The sequence below is a fragment of the Asaia siamensis genome (assembly GCF_014635085.1).
GTDB lineage: Bacteria > Pseudomonadota > Alphaproteobacteria > Acetobacterales > Acetobacteraceae > Asaia > Asaia siamensis.
The window spans coordinates 60415-78137 of sequence record NZ_BMCH01000006.1 but is presented as its reverse complement, the minus strand read 5'-3'; the positions used below and the strand labels follow the sequence as shown (position 1 = coordinate 78137).

The window sequence follows — 17723 nt, the reverse complement described above, 5'->3', positions numbered from 1 at the left end:
TACATCCTGCCTCATGTCCCATGCCCGCTTTGTTCATCTTCGTAATCACTCCGCCTATTCGCTGAGCCAGGGGGCGATACGCATCCCCGATCTGGTGGCGCTGGCAGCCGAATCGGCCATGCCTGCGGTGGGACTGACCGATACGGGCAATCTGTTCGGTGCGCTGGAATTTTCCCAGTACTGCACGGCCAAAGGGGTGCAGCCAATCGTCGGCTGTCAGCTCGCCCTCCCATCACGCAGCGACAAGCCAGGCGCGCCGTCAGAGCCCATGGTGGCGCTGGCGCGCAACGAGGTCGGTCTTGCCAACCTGCAGTTCCTGTCCTCTGAAGGGTTTCTCAAAGGCGATCCGTCGGACCCGGCCATTCTGCTCGAGACGCTTTGCGCCCATTCTGACGGCTTGTTCCTTTTGACAGGTGGCACGCGCGGCCCGCTGTTCCGGCTGCTGGCCGAAGGGCAGGAAGATCAGGCAATGGCGTTGCTGCGTCGTTTGCAGGAAGGCTTTGGCGAGCACATGGCCGTCGAGCTGCACCGGCATGGTCTGCCAGAAGAAAAAGCCGTCGAGCCCGGGATGATCGCGGCCGCAGATCGTCTGGGCCTGCCACTTGTTGCCACCAATGAGTGCTTTTTCGCCAAGCCTTCCATGCATGAAGCCCATGATGCCCTGCTCTGTATTGCACAAGGCCGCACCATGGCCGAGCAGGAACGCTGGCGTGTTACGCCCGAGCACTGGTTCAAATCGCCCGACGCTATGCAGGCTCTTTTCGCCGATCTGCCAGAGGCCTGCGACAATACGCTCATGATCGCACAACGATGTGCGGTGAAGGTCTCGACACGCCCGCCGCTTCTGCCCGTCTGCCCCAAGGTCAATGAAGGCTCGACGGAAGAAGAGACGCTTCGGAGCATGTCTCAGGACGGGTTGAGACTGCGCCTCGAACGTATGGACGCCGATGAGGCGACACGCGCGCGCTATGAGGCGCGTCTCGAAATGGAGCTCGGCATCATCGCCCGTATGGGCTTCCCCGGTTACTTCCTGATCGTTGCGGATTTCATCCAGTGGGCCAAGGAGCATGATATCCCGGTAGGGCCGGGGCGTGGATCGGGTGCAGGCTCGCTTGTGGCCTGGGCATTGACCATTACCGATATCGACCCGCTGCCCTTCAATCTGCTGTTCGAGCGCTTCCTGAACCCGGAACGCGTCTCGATGCCTGACTTCGATATCGATTTCTGTCAGGACCGGCGCGATGAGGTGATCCGATACGTGCGCACCGAATATGGTGGCGAGCGCGTGGCGCAAATTATCACCTTCGGTAAGCTTCAGGCGCGTGCGGCGGTGCGCGATGTCGGGCGTGTGCTCGGCCTGCCTTTCGGCATGGTCAACCGCGTGGCGGAACTGATCCCGAATAACCCGGCCAAGCCTGTCACGCTCAAACAGGCGATCGATGGCGAGCCGCGCCTGCAGGAAATGCGCGAGAACGACGAGGCGCTGCGCCGCCTGATGGAAATCGCGTTGCAGCTCGAAGGGCTCTATCGCCACGCGTCAACTCACGCGGCAGGTGTGGTGATCGGCGATCGTGAACTGGTCGAGCTTGTGCCGCTCTATCGCGACCCCAAGAGCGATATGCTGGTCACGCAGTACAACATGAAATTTGTCGAGCAGGCCGGGCTGGTGAAGTTCGACTTCCTTGGCCTCACCACGCTCACCATTCTCAAGCGCGGCATCAATTTCATCGCGCAGCAGGGCATTGAGGTCGATCTGGCCACCCTGCCGCTGGACGACGCGCCCACCTATGACATGCTGGCCCGTGGCGATGCTGGCGGCGTGTTCCAGTTCGAAGGCGCAGGTATGCGCGACGTGCTCAAGCAGATGCGCCCGACGCGGCTTGAGGATCTGATTGCGGCGGTGGCGCTCTATCGTCCGGGGCCGATGGCCAATATTCCCGATTACTGCGCCCGCAAGCATGGCGCGGAGTGGGAGCCGCCTCACGAAGAGATCCGCGATATCCTGTCTGAGACCTATGGCATCATGGTCTATCAGGAGCAGGTCATGCAGATCGCGCAGAAGATGGCCGGGTATAGCCTCGGCGGCGCCGATCTGCTGCGTCGTGCCATGGGCAAGAAGATCCGCGCCGAGATGGACACGCAGCGCGAGATTTTCGTCAAGGGCGCAACCGGACGCGGGATCACGCCGGAAAAAGCGGCTGAAGTGTTCGACCTCATGGCCCGCTTCGCCGATTACGGGTTCAACAAATCCCACGCAGCCGCCTATGCTCTCGTGTCGTATCAGACGGCCTGGATGAAGGCGAACCATCCGGTGGCTTTCCTCGCCGGGTGTATGTCGCTGGCGCGAGAAAAGACTGACAAGCTGGCTTCGCTTTGTCAGGAAGCGCGCCGGATGAAAATCAAGGTGCTGCCTGTCGATATCAACCGCTCGAAAGCCGATTTCTCGCTCGAAAAGCAGGAGGATGGCAGCTGGGCCATTCGCTATGCACTGGCAGCGGTCAAGCGCGTTGGCTTCTCGGCCATGCAGGCGATCGTCGAGGCACGTGGCGACAAGCCGTTCATCAGCCTCGCCGATCTGGCCTCGCGTTGCGACGCGAAACAGCTCAACAAGATACAGATCGAAAATCTGGCCAAGGCGGGGGCATTCGACTCACTCGACAAGCCGCGTCATATCGTTTTTGCCAGCTCGGAAATCATCATGCGCCGCGCGCAATCGGAAGCGCAGGAGGCCGCTTCGGGCCAGATCGGTCTGTTTGGCGCAGCAGCCGAACCGGAAGAGCTTCGCCTTGCCGATGCGCCCTACTGGCCCGAATTCGAGCGTCTGGCGGCTGAGGCAGAAGCGATCGGCTTTCACATGTCGGCTCATCCGCTCGACGCCTATCGTTCGGTTCTCAAGCGCGCCAATGTGCTGACGTCGCAGAACCTCATGACGGCTGCCGAGAACGGGTCTTATCGCGTGCGTATTGCGGGATGCGTCGTCGACAAGAAGGAACGTCCGACCAAGAGCGGCAGCAAGATGGCCTGGGTGCGCCTTTCTGATGCGACGGGCGGCTGCGAGGTCACGCTCTTCTCTGAAGTGCTGTCGCGCTGCCGCGATCTGCTCGTGGCGGGTCAGGCCGTAATGGTAACCGCTGATCTCAAACTGGAAGGTGACGCGCTGCGCATCACGGCGACCGACGTGACAGATCTGGAAAAGGCGGCGGCTCAGGAAAGCTCTGAAATGCGCGTCTGGATAAGCGAGACCTCAGCCGTGACGAAAGTGCGCGATCTCCTGGGCAGCAAGGGCAGGGGACGCGGCAAGATTATTCTGGTACCGGCCGTCGACGACACCAAGGCCGTCGAAGTGACGCTCAGCGGTCATTTCCCGGTAACGCCGCGTCTTGGCGAGCAATTGCGGACGATTCAGGGGGTGTCACGCATCGATCATCTCTGACCTCGTCGCACCGCCTCGCTGTGTCGGCGTTTCGGACCATTACGCCGAGCTCTTTGCATTCAGGCACTAGCTCATCCCCCGCGTTTCGCCGCGAGGCCCCGTTTACGCGCAAGTTTCAGAAGACGAATCTGAAGCCCGAATATCAGCGCCGCCGAGATGGGACGTAACAGTGCTGCCTCTGTGATCATCACCGAGGCAAGCTTAAGTATCTGCACGGCGCGCCCCGTGACGCGTCTCGATATCAGCGTATGCCAGAAGGCACGCTTCATGGCGTCGGGTCGCGTATCGGCCAACTCGTTTTTTCGTGCATCGTAGGAGAGGACCGGGCTGCTGAGACCATCGCGCGCAGCGGGCCGATTCTCGCGCATCCCTATACGGAATTCTGGGTAGAGCGGTTTGACGTCAAGCCATCGAGTTATGGGTTGCCGGGAGCGAGGCGATGATGGGAAGGTCGGGCGTGATCGTGTCGGTATCATGCGGAGTGGAATCCCTTGGGTGAGCAGCAGATCTGCTCAGTTTTCTCGAACATTGCGCAGGAGGGCGACGGCCCTGAGCACAGCGCGTCCGAATGTCTCGTTTGCGGTGGCGCACCATGTGGCTACCAGCCCGTACTCGGCTCCAGACGTTACCATGATGGCGTTTGGAGAAGCCGAGAGAAGAGGTATCCGTTTTCGCTCATGGAACATGGCTTCAGAAGGCGAGGGAACAGAGAGCGCCAGACGCTGCTGGGAGGAGAGGTGGCAAGTGCCTGTCGTTTTCAGAACCATGCGGTGCGGCGGAATTATGCTTACTTGCATCATCGCAGTCTTGCCTCGTGGCCGGGGCTGACGACAATTGCGTCGTCAGGATGACCGGCTCTGAGGAACCTAGTTTCTGGACATTGCAGGAGTCTGACGGCGAGACCTTATAGAAGGGATTTTCTTCCTCCCATGTCATATCATCATCTGGGCGAAATGGACGGGTCTACGGGAAGGACCACTTTGAAACTTGCGCCACCCCCCGGTGTCTGGTCGATCTGTATGCTACCGCCATGAAGCGTCACGATGTCCCTCGCAGCAGCGAGGCCCAGACCAGTCCCTGGCTCGTGATGGTCCTTTCGCCAGAACGGCTCGAACACATGCTGACGATCTTCCTCGGCAATCCCCGCCCCATGATCGGAAACCGCGATGGTGATATGCGTAGGTGCAGCGTCCAGCTTCACAAAGATCGTCCCTCCCTCGGGTTCGGCCTTCGTCGCGTTGTCGATCAGATTCGTCAGAAGGCTACCAAGCGCCTGCCGATCACCAGTGATCTCACATTTCGGAACACTGCACTGCAGGTCGATCGATCGGCGGCTGCGCAGAACATAAGGTGCGCAATCCGCCAGCACGCCCTGTAAGAGGTCCACGATGTCGAGGGGCGTGAAAGAGGTCGTCTGTTGCCGGTCCAGACGGGCGATGATCAGGAGCTGATCGACCAGACGGCGCAGCCGATGCACATCGCGCCCCAGACTCATCCGGCTCTCGCTATCGAGCCTGATCTGGTCGATGCGTGCCTGGAGTATGGCAACGGGAGTACGCAGTTCATGAGCGGCATTGGCCATGAAGAAATGCTGCTGCTGCCAGCCGACAGCAATACGCGCGAGAGCAGCATTGATTGCCTCGACGGCGGGACGAAGCTCATTGGGCAATCCGTCTGTCGGAAGCGGATGATCGATATTATGAAGATCGATCGAGGCCGCAGCGCGTTTGACAAGGCTGAGCGGGCGCAGAGCCCAGATGATCAGAAGGGGAAGTGAGATGAAGACCCCGATCATCAGCGGGCTGTAAACAAGAACGAGAGGCTTGAATAACTCGAAAAAGCTTGGGATGTCCGCGATCCCGAACGCCTCTCCTGTCACTGCAATAAAGAGCTTGCCGAAACGGGTTTCGAGCGTGTCGAAATAGATCGGCCCCTTGCCGGGCCGCCTCGTATCAAAGCCTTCGGAGTCTTCCAGTCGCACGGGGGCAATTTGCTTCAGCAGGTCGCTGAGATATTTGTTCGAGCCACGGGCGATCTGCCCGTCAGCGCCTGCAATTGCGTAGATCAGTTCAGGCCGGGTGGCGGCATATCGGCGCAGGGCCGGTGTGGGGGCGATGACCAGCGCACCCGAGGCGTCAGCGGTGAGCGAGTCCTCGATAAGGTCTTGGGTCGTGATATCCGCGATGTCGGTATAGCTCGTATCTGGTATAAGAAACGGGTGCAGAAAGACCACGAAGAGCACACAGACGAGCTGAATGCCGAGCAGCAGGGCCGTCATGCGTATCCGCAAAGAGGTGAAACGGGGAATCCACATTCAGCACTGGTCCAGAAGATAGCCGACCCCGCGGATCGGATGAATTACAATACCCGCCTTGAAAGCGGTAAGTCGGACGCGCAGACGTGAGATATGCGCATCCAGCGTGTTGGACTGGATCTCATCGTCGAATCCATAGACTTCCTCGATCAGAGTCTCGCGCCTGACGACCCTGCCGGCGCGCCGTATCAGTGTCTCGAGGACAGCAAGCTCGCGCCGTTTGAACAGCACCGGGGTTCCATCGATCGTGACTTCTCGCGTCGAGGGGTGGAAACCAAGACGGCCGCAGATCATGGGCGGCGTGTCTTCAGCGCCGGGGCGACGCAGCGCGGCCCTTGCCCGCGCAAGAAGCTCCGCCATGTCAAATGGTTTGGCGAGATAGTCATCCGCTCCTTCATTCAAGCCCTGAACCCTGTCCGGCACGGCGTCCAGTGCGGAGAGGACGATGATGGGCGCACCGGGCTGCGCAGTGCGTAAACTCCGGATAAGGCTGAGGCCGTCCCCATCGGGGAGCCGGCGGTCAAGGATGATGAGCGCATAGGAGGCGAGGGCCGCCATTTCCCGTGCATCGGCGAGCGCGCGCGCGGAATCGATCGCGAATCCTGCGTCCTGGACGCTTCTGGTAATCAGCACCGCCATATCCAGTTCGTCTTCAATCAACAGGATCCGCATCGACGTAATTCCGAAAATGGGTGCCGCCGGGGCCACCCAGGTCAAAAGGTATGGCGCGGGTGTGAGGGACCCTGTGCGCGGCGGAGCGCTTAGCAGGGCAACATTGCGTGAACATGACACGTCCGGTGTGCACGCACAGGATTTTTCTTTCGAAATTGCATCGAATCAGCGGGTCCGGTTCACTTTTGCAAAAGGCTGCGGCCTGATGCGCGCGCTTGGGGCTCACGGTCCAGGCAAGGGAGGGCGCCAGTCAAAGCATCCGGCGATGCGCTGCGGCGCGCAAATAGCGTCGCTCCCTGACATCGTTCCAGGGCGGGATGCATGTTTCCTCTGCGATTGGGTGCTTCGTCCTTGCCTTTTGGGGCAAAAAAGGCGATACCGCGCCCGTCTAACTTCTCTGGCGGCTCCGCTGTCGGGGAGAAGGGCAATTCGCACGTATGACGACAGACTATCTGGTGTCGGCCTGCAAGGCTGGCGAAGTCATACGGAGGCACAACCAGAAGAACAGGAATTTGCATCATGGCGATGCCCGAATTCACCATGCGTCAGCTGCTCGAAGCCGGCGTTCACTTTGGTCACCACACGCGTCGCTGGAACCCGGCGATGGCACCCTATCTCTTCGGTGTCCGCAACCAGGTTCACATCATCGACCTGCAGCAGACCGTTCCCCTGCTCGACCGCGCCCTCCAGGCCGTTCGCAACACGGTTGCCGGTGGCGGTCGCGTGCTGTTCGTCGGCACGAAGCGCGCTGCAGCCGAGCACGTTGCTGAAGCAGCAACCCGTTGCGGCCAGTACTACGTCAACCATCGCTGGCTCGGCGGCATGCTGACCAACTGGAAGACCATCACCGGTTCGATCAAGCGTCTGCGCCAGATCGACGAGATGCTCTCCGGCGACACGCATGGTCTGACGAAGAAGGAAATTCTCGACATCACCCGTGACCGCGAGAAGCTCGAGCGTTCGCTCGGCGGCATCAAGGAAATGGGCGGCCTGCCCGACATCCTGTTCGTGATCGACACGAACAAGGAAAAGCTGGCTGTTGAAGAAGCCAACAAGCTCGGCATTCCGGTCATTGCTGTTCTCGACAGCAACTCCAACCCGGCTGGCGTGACCTACCCGATCCCGGGCAATGACGACGCTATCCGCGCCATCACCACCTATTGCGACCTCGTGGCGCAGTCGGTTCTGGACGGCATCTCGGCTGAAATGGCTGCTTCGGGCGTTGATTTCGGCGCTTCTGAAGAACTGCCGGTCGAGACGGTTGTTGAGGAAACGACGGCAGAAGCTCCGGCTGAAGCCTGATCTGCCTGTGGAGAGCTTTCGGGCTCTCCCGGCATCTGACTATTTTGGGCGTGCCCGGCTGAAAGGCTGTGGCGCGCCGTTTCATTCCTGAAGGAGTATGGAACATGGCGGAAATCACTGCTGCCCTCGTTCGTGACCTGCGCGAAAAGACCGGCGCCGGCATGATGGACTGCAAGAAGGCCCTCACCGAAGCTGCTGGCGACATGGATGCCGCCATCGACTGGCTGCGCGCCAAGGGGCTGTCGCAGGCTGCAAAGAAGTCTGGCCGCACGACGGCAGAAGGCCTCGTGGCCGTCGCTTCCGGCAAGAACAAGGCCGCTATGGTCGAAGTCAATGCCGAGACCGATTTCGTGGGCCGCAACGAAGCGTTCCAGGCATTTGTCGAGGCCGTGGCTCATGCTGCGCTCGAAGCCGGTGACGATCTCGACACCCTTTCGCAGGCAAAGCTGGCCACTGGCCGCACGGTCGCAGAAGAGCTGACCCACCTGATCGCCACGATCGGTGAGAACATGTCGCTGCGTCGCGCCAAGGTGCTGACCGTTCCTTCGGGCATCGTCGCTTCCTACGTCCACAGCGCGCTGCGTCCGGGCGTTGGCAAGATCGGCGTTCTGGCAGCTGTCGAAGCACCGTCGGAATCCGAAGCCCTGCTGACGCTGGGTCGTCAGATCGGCATGCATGTCGCGGCAACCCGTCCGGCAGCTCTCGAAGTGGCCAGCGTCGATCCGGAAGCTCTGGAGCGTGAGCGCCAGGTTCTGATCGAGCAGGCTCGTGAATCCGGCAAGCCGGAAGCCATCATCGAGAAGATGATCGAAGGCCGCATTCGCAAGTTCTATGAAGAAGTCGTTCTTCTGGAGCAGGTCTGGGTGCATGACGGCGAGACGCGCGTTGCCAAGGTTGTCGAGAAGGCCGGTGCCAAGCTCGTTGCTTTCGAGCGCTTCCAGCTCGGTGAAGGCATCGAGAAGGAAACCAGCGACTTCGCCGCTGAAGTGGCCGCTGCTGCTGGCGTCTGATCGTCTGATCAGGCCTCAAATCGGGCGCGGCGCATGAATTTCGAATGCGCCGCGATCGTCCTCTCTGCCCGCCGCTACGGCGAGGGCGGGGCGGTGGTCCATCTCTTCACCGAAGAGTATGGCCGCATTGCCGGTCTGGTGCGTGGCGGTTCGTCACGGCGTCAGGCCGCGCTCTGGCAACCGGGCAATCTCATTCTGGCCCGTTATGCCTCACGCCTGTCTGACCAGCTTGGTCAGTTGACTGGCGAAATGGTGCAGGAAACAGCCGTCAGGCTTCTTGACCGCCCCTTGCAGCTTGCCCTCGTTCAGGCCGCTGCCGAACTGACCGATTCCGCCTTGCCGGATCGCGAACCCCATCCTGATTTCTTTCTGCGGACGATACGCGACCTGACCGCCTTCTGCGTGCTGGCCGACCCGGCGCCGGTAATCGATTACGTCCGTTGGGAGACGGCGCTTCTTGCCACGCTCGGTTATGGTCTGACGCTCGTTTCCTGCGCAGTGACTGGCGTGCAGGATGGGCTGCGCTATGTCTCCCCGAAAACCGGTCGCGCTGTGAGTGCGGAAGGGGCAGGAATCTGGACCGACCGCCTTCTGCCACTTCCTGCCTATCTCCGTCCGGATGGTGGCGATGAGGGCGCTGATGACCCGATACTTTGGGCACAGGGCCTTGCTCTGACAGGGCATTTTCTCGCTCGCCATTTGTTTGGCGCACGCCATCGGCCTGTTCCTGGCGCAAGGGAGCGACTGGAAATGCGCGTCAGAGCGCTGGCTATGCCGAAAGCTGACGAAGAGGGCGAGCAGGAGGATCGTTCGCTATCGCCGTCAGACGGGGCGGGTGGCTGACCAGAGCTGCGTTTCTTCTTTTATTTGGCCTGTCAGGAAGTCGAATACCATATGAGGCAGCGTCAACGCCGCCAGAAGCTGGAAGGTAAGGGAAAGCAGCCGCTCGACCATGGGGCCAGTATAAAACGGGATCAGCAAGGCGCCGATAATCAGCGTCGCTGCCGTCAGACTCAGGCTGTAGCGTAACGCCGCTTGCGCCGAGACCAGGCGTTTCCATCGCCTGTCTTCGACAAGCGTCGCGACATGGGCCGGCGCGTGCTGGAAAATGAAATAGATCATGAATGCCTGCAAAGGCGGCAGCACGGCGAACACCGCAGTCAGCCCGCAGAGCAATCCCAGTTTCTCCAAACGTTTCTCGCGAGGGGTTACGCCAAGCCAGGCACTCGCTGCCATGACCCAGAACGGGAAAAGCCAGACCAGCCAGAAGGGCGGGGAGGTAAGATGCGTTGGTGGCGCCATCGCGCTTAGCAGGGAGGCTGTTGCCGCCGGGTGAAAAACGCACGGCAGGATGAGTGGCGCGCCGCCATATATCAGCGCGCTGAGTATCGATGCGCTGCTCTCGCTTGTCTCACTTCCGAAATGCCAGAGGGAGAGGGCAAGGAAGCCGGTCAGCGTTGCAAGCGGATAGAGGCGCCACAGAACGAGCACGAGGGCGAGCAGGGCGAGATAAGGGAGCGCAAAGAGAATGAACCATGCCGCTCCGCACCGGGGGCGTAGGATCTGACGCGCCATTTCACCATCGAGGGCGCCATGGGGCAGCCCGAAAAGAATGATCGCCGCGAGGGCCAGTAATGTGCTGCTGGTCAGGATCGAGGCTGCGGCGAGTATCACGGCGCAGCCCCAGTAGAGGCGTAGAAAAGGGTCGTGGCGTCCTGTCATGATCACAGGGCGCGCCCCGGGCGAGACACGGTCAGACGCTCGCCAGCTTCCGGTCATCCGACAGGCTGATGAAGCCGAACCCGACCTTCGCAAGGACATCGGTAACCGCAATCACCAGGACACTGGCGGAGTCCGAGACAATGCCCAGCCCGTCGGGCGAGAGAGCCAGAATGATCGGGTAGACCATCCACAATACCGACAGGATCGTAGCGCTTCGGATATAGGCGCTCTGGACTTCAGGGTGTTCGAGACGGTTCGCCTCGAGCTGAGAGACCCAGATAACGTAATACACGCCCAGAAAGGCGATGCAGGACAGCAGGAACCAGATCCAGCGGCTGGCGATGTTTTCCGATGCGCTGAACGCGAAGGCCGTGATCACCATGATCACATCTGCCGAGACCGCCCCCAGCAGCAGATCGCCCCGCTTGCGGCCGCGGAACATGCCCAGAAACCCCAAGCCAACCAGAAGAAGCGGCGTGGTGAAGACCCAGTCGATATAGCGACCGAACCAGAAGATGCGGGTCGTGCTGGCGGCGCCCGCCAGAGTGGCATCCGTCGGGAGAAGCATGGCGCCCTGTCCGGTCGCCATGGCGACGTAGAGGCATCCAGCGATGATGGGCACGATACCATGGGCAAGGCTCATTACCCCTTCGGTTTCCGCGCGGCGCTTGCCGAGCACAAGCAGGGCCGTCCCACCGGCAAACATGATCAGGGCAGTTAGCCAGAGAACCGTCAGGGTCATAATCGCTGTCTTTCACAGGAAGAGGAGAGCGATGAACGGCGTCTGACACATAAAGTTGTAAATCTCTTAACTTGACATGATACTTTTCTCTGGCCGTTGCGCGAAAAGCTGCGCGATCGAGGGGCAGGACGGGCAAATCATGACCCTGGCCCGGTGCAATGAAGATGGGAACAAAAACGGGGTATTTGCTCTGGACAGCGCCCCTCGCGCCGCCTTATCTGCCTTGAAACGAAAGGGCGTGGCATGAGTCAGGATCTGGCAGGACATATCGAGGATACGAAGCTCGCCGATGCGCTGAGCGAGCGGTATATCGCCTATGCGATGTCGACCATCATGGCACGCTCCCTGCCGGACGTGCGTGACGGGATGAAGCCGGTCCATCGCCGCATCCTTTACGCCATGCAGCAGCTGAAGCTGGACCCGAGCTCCGGCTTCAAGAAATGCGCCCGCGTGGTGGGTGACGTCATCGGTAAGTTCCACCCCCATGGCGATGCCGCCGTCTATGAGGCGCTGGTGCGTCTGGCGCAGGATTTTGCCGTGCGCTATCCGCTTGTCGAGGGCCAGGGCAATTTTGGCTCGATCGACGGCGATAACGCGGCAGCCATGCGTTACACCGAATCCCGTCTGACCGAAGTCGCCAAGGCGCTGCTGGAGGGCATCGAGGACGACGCCGTCGATTTCCGCCCGACCTATGACAATGAAGACGCCGAGCCGGTTGTGCTTCCGGGCGCTTTCCCCAATCTGCTGGCCAATGGGGCTGCCGGTATTGCGGTTGGCATGGCGACCAGCATACCGCCCCATAATGCTGCCGAAATCTGCCGTGCCGCGCGTCATCTGATTGACGACCCGCAGGCGCCCGTCGAAACGCTGATGCAGTATATGCCTGGGCCGGACTTCCCAACAGGTGGCGTGCTGATCGAGGAAGCGCAGAGCATGCGCGCCGCCTATGAGACCGGGCGTGGCAGCTTCCGGACGCGGGCGCGTTGGGACGTCGAACAGGGGCGTTTCGGTACCTGGACCGTTATCGTGACCGAAATCCCCTATCAGGTGCAGAAATCGCGCCTGATCGAGCAGATTGCCGAGCTGATGGAGCAGAAGAAGCTGCCGCTGCTCGCCGATATCCGGGATGAGAGCACGACCGATATTCGCCTTGTTCTTGAGCCGAAGACCAAGGGTATCGAGCCTGAAGTGCTGATGGAGACGCTTTTTCGCGTCACGGCGCTTGAGAGCCGCTTCAGCCTGAACATGAACGTGCTGGATGCCAACCGTGTGCCACGTGTCATGGGGCTGCGGGAGGTCATCCAGTCATGGCTCGATCACCGTGAAATCGTGCTCGTTCGTCGTTCGAATCACCGTCTCAGCGCGGTGGAACGTCGCCTTGAAATTCTCGAAGGATTTCTGGCGGTCTATCTCAATCTGGATGAGGTCATCCGCATCATTCGCGAAGGCGATGAGCCCAAGCCCGAGCTGATGCTGGCCTTCAGCCTGACAGAGCTGCAGGCCGAATATGTGCTGAACATGCGTCTGCGTTCGCTGCGCAGGCTCGAGGAAATCGAGATCCGCAAGGAGCGCGATGCTCTGCTCAAGGAGAAGGCAGGCCTTGAAGGGCTGCTTGGCAGTGAGCGCAAGCGCTGGAACCGTATCGGCAAGGAGCTTGAGGCGACCGCAGCGCGCTTTGGCGATGGCGCGCTTGGCGCTCGCCGTACGCAGATTGCAGCGCCCCCTGCGCCGATCGATCTGAGCGCAGCCATCCAGCTCGATCGCGAACCGCTGACCGTTCTGTTGTCGCGTGAAGGCTGGGTGCGGGCGATCAAGGGGCACGGTATCGACCCAGAAAGCCATAAATTCAAGGAAGGCGACGCCTTCGGCCTCTCGCTCGAATGCCAGAGCACCGAGCGACTATGTCTTCTGGTGAGCGGGGGGCGTGTCTTCACGCTCAAGGCAGCCGATCTGCCGCGTGGACGTGGCTTTGGCCAGCCGATCCGTGTTCTGGCCGACCTGCCGCAGGAAGAAGAGATCGTCACCTTCTTTGTTCTCGACGAGAACGGCCGCCATATTCTTGCGAGCGAGAGCGGGCGAGGGATGGTGGTGCGCGATGTCGACATGGCGGCAGAAAAGCGTACGGGCAAGCAGGTACTGACCCTGCGTGACGGTGACCGCGCCTCGTTCTGCGTGGCTGTGACAGGCGAACAGATTGTGACCATGGGTAGCAATCGCAAGGCCCTGTCATTTGCGGTCTCTGCCTTGCCGGAGATGACCAAGGGCATGGGCGTCACCATTCAGAAACTTCCGCCGGGTCAGCGTCTGGTTGATCTGCGTGTGTTCTCGAGCACTGAGGGGCTGGTCTGGCATGAGGGGCAAAAGCCGCGCAGTGAAGCAGATCTCGCCTCGATTACAGGCAAGCGCGCCGATCAGGGCAAGGCTGCCCCTCAGTGGATGACACGCAAACCCGCATCGCGTGGCTGACACGAGCCTCGCCGTTCAGTCTTCCTGAATGGCAAGACGCTGCCACTGCCCGGATTTGAGGATTTCTGCCGGGCGAAAGCGCGATTTATACCCCATCTTGGCGCTGCCAGGCACCCAGTAGCCGAGATAGAGATAGGACTTGCCGCGTCGGGCGGTTTCTTCGATCAGCCAGAGGATCGAGGCCGTGCCGTAAGAGCGTTGAGGGTCATCGACGCAATAGAAGGTATAGACCGCCGACAGACCGTCGGAGAGCATGTCGACGAGAGAAACGCAGACAAGTCTGCCTTCTCTTGTGCGGAATTCGAAGATACTCGTCTCGATCGGGCTGGTCTCGATCATGGCCTGATAATCATCGAGCCCCATGAGCGCCATGTCACCATCGATGTGGCGCTGCTCCTGATAGGCGCGAAACAGGTCATACTGCTCAATGGTGGCGACGATGGGCCGTTCCACTACGGTCAGATCGGCGAGACCCCGTCTGATCCGCCGCATGGTGCGGTCAGGCTCGAACTCGAATACGGGCAGCCGTATGGGGATGCAGGACTGGCAGTTATGGCAGACCGGCGCGTAGACAATGCCATGGCTGCGTCTGAAACCGGCGCGCGACAGCCGGTCATGCAGCAGATCGGCATCGATCCCGGTGAGCTCGGTCATGACCTTTCGCTCGATGCGCCCTGGCAGATAAGGGCAGGGGGAGGGTTGGGTCGTGTAGAAAAGCTGTGGACGATGTGCCGACATAACCACCCTTTCTTCCTCCCCTGCGTTATCCGGTGTCTTTGAGTGATGCTCCTCCATCCTCGCATATTTTACGATGAATTTTATCGTTGCAAGATGGTAGCCTTTGAATTTCGGCCGAATACGCTAACGTAATGAGTGATGAGCTGGCCTATCACGCTTTTTGACTATTTCATGATCGTCCTGCGGGTCTGTCTTGCCGTGGCGGTCACGCTGCATGTTCTGAGAACGAAACAGAACACGGCGGCCTGTGCCGGCTGGATAGGCGTCAGCTGGCTCATGCCGGTCTGCGGGGCCCTGCTTTATCTCATGTTCGGCATCAATCGCGTCAGGCGTCTTGCCCGGCGGCTGGTAAGCGATCATCACTGGCGCGACCGGGGGCTGGCCTATCATGCCCGTTATCGTCTGAAGGGTGATTTCGAGCCACTGGCACGTATGGTGGGCAAGCTGACCGAGCGCCCCCTTCTCGGCGGTAACGCGATTACCTGCCTGCATGACGGCGACAATATCTATCCGCGCATGCTCGAGGATATTGCGTCTGCCCGCGTGTCGATTCTCCTCTGCTCCTATATTTTCAGAGCCGACCGTATTGGCGACCAGTTTGTCGAGGCGCTGGCGCTCGCCCATGCCCGGGGCGTTGCGGTGCACGTTCTGGTGGATGGTATCGGGGGCGGGTATTTCTTTTCGGGTATTGCCAGAGCGCTGCATGCCAGAGGCATTCCCTGTCATCGCTTCATGCATTCGCTCCTGCCCTGGAAGATGCCGTTCATCAATCTGCGCAACCATCGCAAGATGCTGATCATCGATGGACGGATTGGCTTCATGGGTGGCCTCAACATTGGCGAGGAGAATCTGCGTCGCCTGCGTACGAAGCATCCTGTTGCTGATACGCATTTTCGTCTCGAAGGGCCGGTAGTGCATCAGCTGTCAGAGGCTTTTGCGCGGGACTGGTCATTTACCTGCGGTGAGCAGCTCGATGGCGAAGTCTATTTTCCCGAGCTGGAACGTCAGGGCGACATACCGATGCGTGTCGTGACGTCGGGGCCGGATAACGATCTGGAAAAGATCGAATTCTCGATGCTTCAGGCCATCGCGCTCTCACGACGCTCCGTGCGCCTCATGACACCCTATTTTCTGCCCAATGAGCGTCTCGTTTCAGAGCTTTGTCTCGCTGCCCTGCGCGGGGTCGAGATTGATATCATCCTGCCAAAGCGCAGCAATCACCGGCTGATCGATTATGCCCGCGATGCCAGTCTGGCCCCGTTCCTGACAGCAGGGTGCCGTATCTGGATGAGCCGCCCGCCCTTCAATCACGCCAAGCTGATGGTGGTTGATGGGGCCTGGTCGTTTGTGGGGAGCAGTAATATCGATGCCCGAAGCCTGAGGCTCAATTTCGAGATCAACCTTGAAATCTACAGCGAGTCAGTTGCGCAGGAACTCAATGCGTTCATGGAGCGCCATCGCACGAGACGCCTGACCCATCATGCGCTCGACAGCATGAGCAGCGTTCGCAAGGTCCGTAACGCCTCGGTCAGGCTTTTCAGCCCTTATCTTTGAGCTGCTGCCTGTCCTTGAGCCGCTGAAAGAAGCTCCGGTGCCTGTCCGGTGCGTCGAGGCGCAATGTCACGCGGATAGGATGATGGTCGGAGCTCTGATTGGGCAGAACCGCCGTCTCGAGAGGCGTCATGCCGCGCACCATGCATCGATCAATGCGAATGGGCAGCACATCCGCCATACGATGCGTCGCTTCTCTGGGGCCGACATCCCGAAAGCCGGGCATCAGGGTAGGGCCGATGAGATTGAAATCGCCCATGACGAGCGCATTGTGTCGCAGCATGGGAGCGATGCGTCGCAGCTGGCGCCGGTTGAGGATCTGCCCGTGCGACAAATGAACATTGGCGATGGAAAACGAGCCGAAATCGATCAGCTGCGCGGTGCGCTTCACCATCACTCCCGAAGGCAGGGCACAGGAGACAGGGGGACGGGCGAAAGGAAAGCGGCTCCAGCATGCCGTACCATGAATACGGTCGGGCAGGGGGATACGCGCGTAATGCCCCCCCAATATCTGGGGAAGACGGTCAAACGTGCCGATAGCCTCCTGCATCAGAAAGATATCCGGCTTCACGCTGCGCGCAACGGCAACGACCTCGTCAAGAGGGGCGCCTACAGCGCGCAGAAGATTCCAGCTGAGTATGGTAAAACTCTGACCGATTCGCGGGGCCTCGGCCTCCGCGATGGAAGAGTCTGGCTCTGTCTGAAGTAAAGATTGGCTCATTGCAGCATTTTCTTTTCGGTCTGATAGGCGCCGCGAGCGAATTCGGTCGTCAATGTATAGCCGACTCCGAGCAATACTGGACCAAGGAAAATGCCCAGTCCACCCAATGTGACCACACCACCCAGAACGCCAAGCACAGTCAGCAGATAGGGCAACTGCGCACCGCGCGCGATGAAGGCGGGACGGATGATATGATCGGCGCCTGAAATGAAGATAATGCCGTAACCGGCCAGAAAAAGCCCCCAGCCGAGATGATGATGCAGGGCAAGCCAGATGGCGGCGGGCGCCCAGACAAGAGGGGCGCCCACGGGGAACACGGCAACGAAAGCGGCCACGCCACCCAGAAGCACAGGGGCGGGCACACCGGAAATGAACAGGCCGATGGCCGTCAGCACGCCCTGAACGATGGCGGTGCCGAGAATGCCGTAAACCGTGCCACGGATTACCCCGCCGATGATCGTGATGAGACGGTCGGCATAATTGCCCGTGATGCGGGTAAGGACGGCATGAATGACGCGCCCCAGCGAGTCTCCGCTGATCCAGAAAAACAGGGCGATGAACAGCGCCATGACCAGCTCGGCCAGACCGCTTGCCATCTGCATCAGGGCCTTGAGGGCATAATGCGCTATCTGCCCGGCATAAGGATGCAGGGCTTCACCAATACCTCTGACATCGTGGTTCCAGTGCAGATAGGCGGTCGATAATTGCGGGCCGATTGCGGGGAGGGAGGCCAGCCAGTTCGGTGCGGGGTGGGTACGGCTCAGCGCCTCGATTTCTGAATTGATCCCTTCGATGATGAGGGGCAGGTCAGCGATGCCGGTGGAGGTGAGAAGCGCCAGAGGCATGACGATGGCAATGGCGCTGCAGACCATCATGGTCACGGCAGCAAGGGAGGGACGCATGTGCCTACGCAGGCGCTTGAAGAGCGGCCATGTCGTGAAAGTGAGAATGGCGCCCCAGAGAATGGCCGAGAGGAAGGGCCACAGAACGACGCCGCAGCCATAGGCCACACCGACAAGCAGCAATCCCAGCATGATGCGTTCAGTCGTCAC

General features: G+C 60.3%; 13 protein-coding genes. 6 read left to right on the top strand and 7 right to left on the bottom strand.

Going from position 1 to position 17723, the window contains the following annotated elements; translation table 11 throughout:
* Nucleotides 1-13: 13 nt before the first annotated feature.
* Complete coding sequence (dnaE, locus tag IEV53_RS11360) at nucleotides 14-3433, top strand: DNA polymerase III subunit alpha (RefSeq protein ID WP_188426908.1); 3420 nt, start codon at nucleotides 14-16, stop codon at nucleotides 3431-3433.
* Between the two features lie 940 nt (nucleotides 3434-4373).
* On the opposite strand, the gene IEV53_RS11350 is transcribed toward dnaE, so the two are convergent.
* Nucleotides 4374-5747, bottom strand: a complete 1374-nt coding sequence (locus tag IEV53_RS11350; protein ID WP_188426906.1) for a sensor histidine kinase — start codon at nucleotides 5745-5747, stop codon at nucleotides 4374-4376.
* Nucleotides 5748-6419, bottom strand: coding sequence for a response regulator transcription factor (locus IEV53_RS11345; RefSeq protein WP_188426905.1), 672 nt, complete (start codon nucleotides 6417-6419; stop codon nucleotides 5748-5750). It lies immediately after the preceding gene.
* Between the two features lie 519 nt (nucleotides 6420-6938).
* On the opposite strand from IEV53_RS11345, the gene rpsB reads away from it, so the two are divergent.
* The 3 genes from rpsB (at nucleotide 6939) to recO (ending at nucleotide 9574) form a co-directional block, all read left to right on the top strand.
* Nucleotides 6939-7721, top strand: coding sequence for a 30S ribosomal protein S2 (rpsB, locus tag IEV53_RS11340; RefSeq protein ID WP_188426904.1), 783 nt, complete (start codon nucleotides 6939-6941; stop codon nucleotides 7719-7721).
* Nucleotides 7722-7825: 104 nt separating this feature from the next.
* Complete coding sequence (gene tsf, locus IEV53_RS11335; RefSeq protein WP_188426903.1) at nucleotides 7826-8731, top strand: translation elongation factor Ts; 906 nt, start codon at nucleotides 7826-7828, stop codon at nucleotides 8729-8731.
* A 33-nt stretch (nucleotides 8732-8764) separates the two neighbouring features.
* Entirely contained in the window at nucleotides 8765-9574 is an 810-nt protein-coding gene (gene recO / locus IEV53_RS11330) for a DNA repair protein RecO (RefSeq protein WP_188426902.1), read from the top strand.
* On the opposite strand, the gene IEV53_RS11325 is transcribed toward recO, so the two are convergent.
* On the bottom strand, nucleotides 9554-10453 hold the full coding sequence (locus IEV53_RS11325) for a Brp/Blh family beta-carotene 15,15'-dioxygenase (RefSeq protein ID WP_188426901.1): 900 nt from the start codon (nucleotides 10451-10453) through the stop codon (nucleotides 9554-9556). The two genes, recO and IEV53_RS11325, sit on opposite strands and share 21 nt — an antisense overlap.
* A 31-nt stretch (nucleotides 10454-10484) precedes the next feature.
* Nucleotides 10485-11195: a bacteriorhodopsin gene (locus IEV53_RS11320; RefSeq protein ID WP_188426900.1), complete on the bottom strand. Its 711-nt coding sequence runs from the start codon at nucleotides 11193-11195 to the stop codon at nucleotides 10485-10487.
* Nucleotides 11196-11438: 243 nt separating this feature from the next.
* Between IEV53_RS11320 and parC the strand changes: the two genes are divergently transcribed.
* The gene (gene parC, locus IEV53_RS11315; RefSeq protein ID WP_188426899.1) at nucleotides 11439-13661 is read left to right on the top strand and encodes a DNA topoisomerase IV subunit A; all 2223 of its coding nucleotides are present in this window, start codon (nucleotides 11439-11441) and stop codon (nucleotides 13659-13661) included.
* A gap of 15 nt (nucleotides 13662-13676) precedes the next feature.
* Here parC and IEV53_RS11310 read toward each other — a convergent pair whose 3' ends face one another.
* On the bottom strand, nucleotides 13677-14456 hold the full coding sequence (locus IEV53_RS11310) for an arginyltransferase (protein WP_264784236.1): 780 nt from the start codon (nucleotides 14454-14456) through the stop codon (nucleotides 13677-13679).
* Nucleotides 14457-14534: 78 nt separating this feature from the next.
* Here IEV53_RS11310 and cls point away from each other — a divergent pair, with 78 nt between their 5' ends.
* Entirely contained in the window at nucleotides 14535-15953 is a 1419-nt protein-coding gene (gene cls, locus IEV53_RS11305) for a cardiolipin synthase (protein WP_371869870.1), read from the top strand.
* On the opposite strand, the gene IEV53_RS11300 is transcribed toward cls, so the two are convergent.
* Together IEV53_RS11300 and IEV53_RS11295 are read right to left on the bottom strand one after the other, a co-directional pair.
* Nucleotides 15937-16671 carry an endonuclease/exonuclease/phosphatase family protein gene (locus tag IEV53_RS11300; protein ID WP_229719844.1) on the bottom strand — a complete coding sequence of 245 codons (735 nt, stop codon included), beginning with the start codon at nucleotides 16669-16671 and terminating at the stop codon, nucleotides 15937-15939. The two genes, cls and IEV53_RS11300, sit on opposite strands and share 17 nt — an antisense overlap.
* Nucleotides 16668-17723, bottom strand: coding sequence for an AI-2E family transporter (locus tag IEV53_RS11295; RefSeq protein ID WP_188426896.1), 1056 nt, complete (start codon nucleotides 17721-17723; stop codon nucleotides 16668-16670). The genes IEV53_RS11300 and IEV53_RS11295 overlap by 4 nt, the downstream gene beginning before the upstream one ends.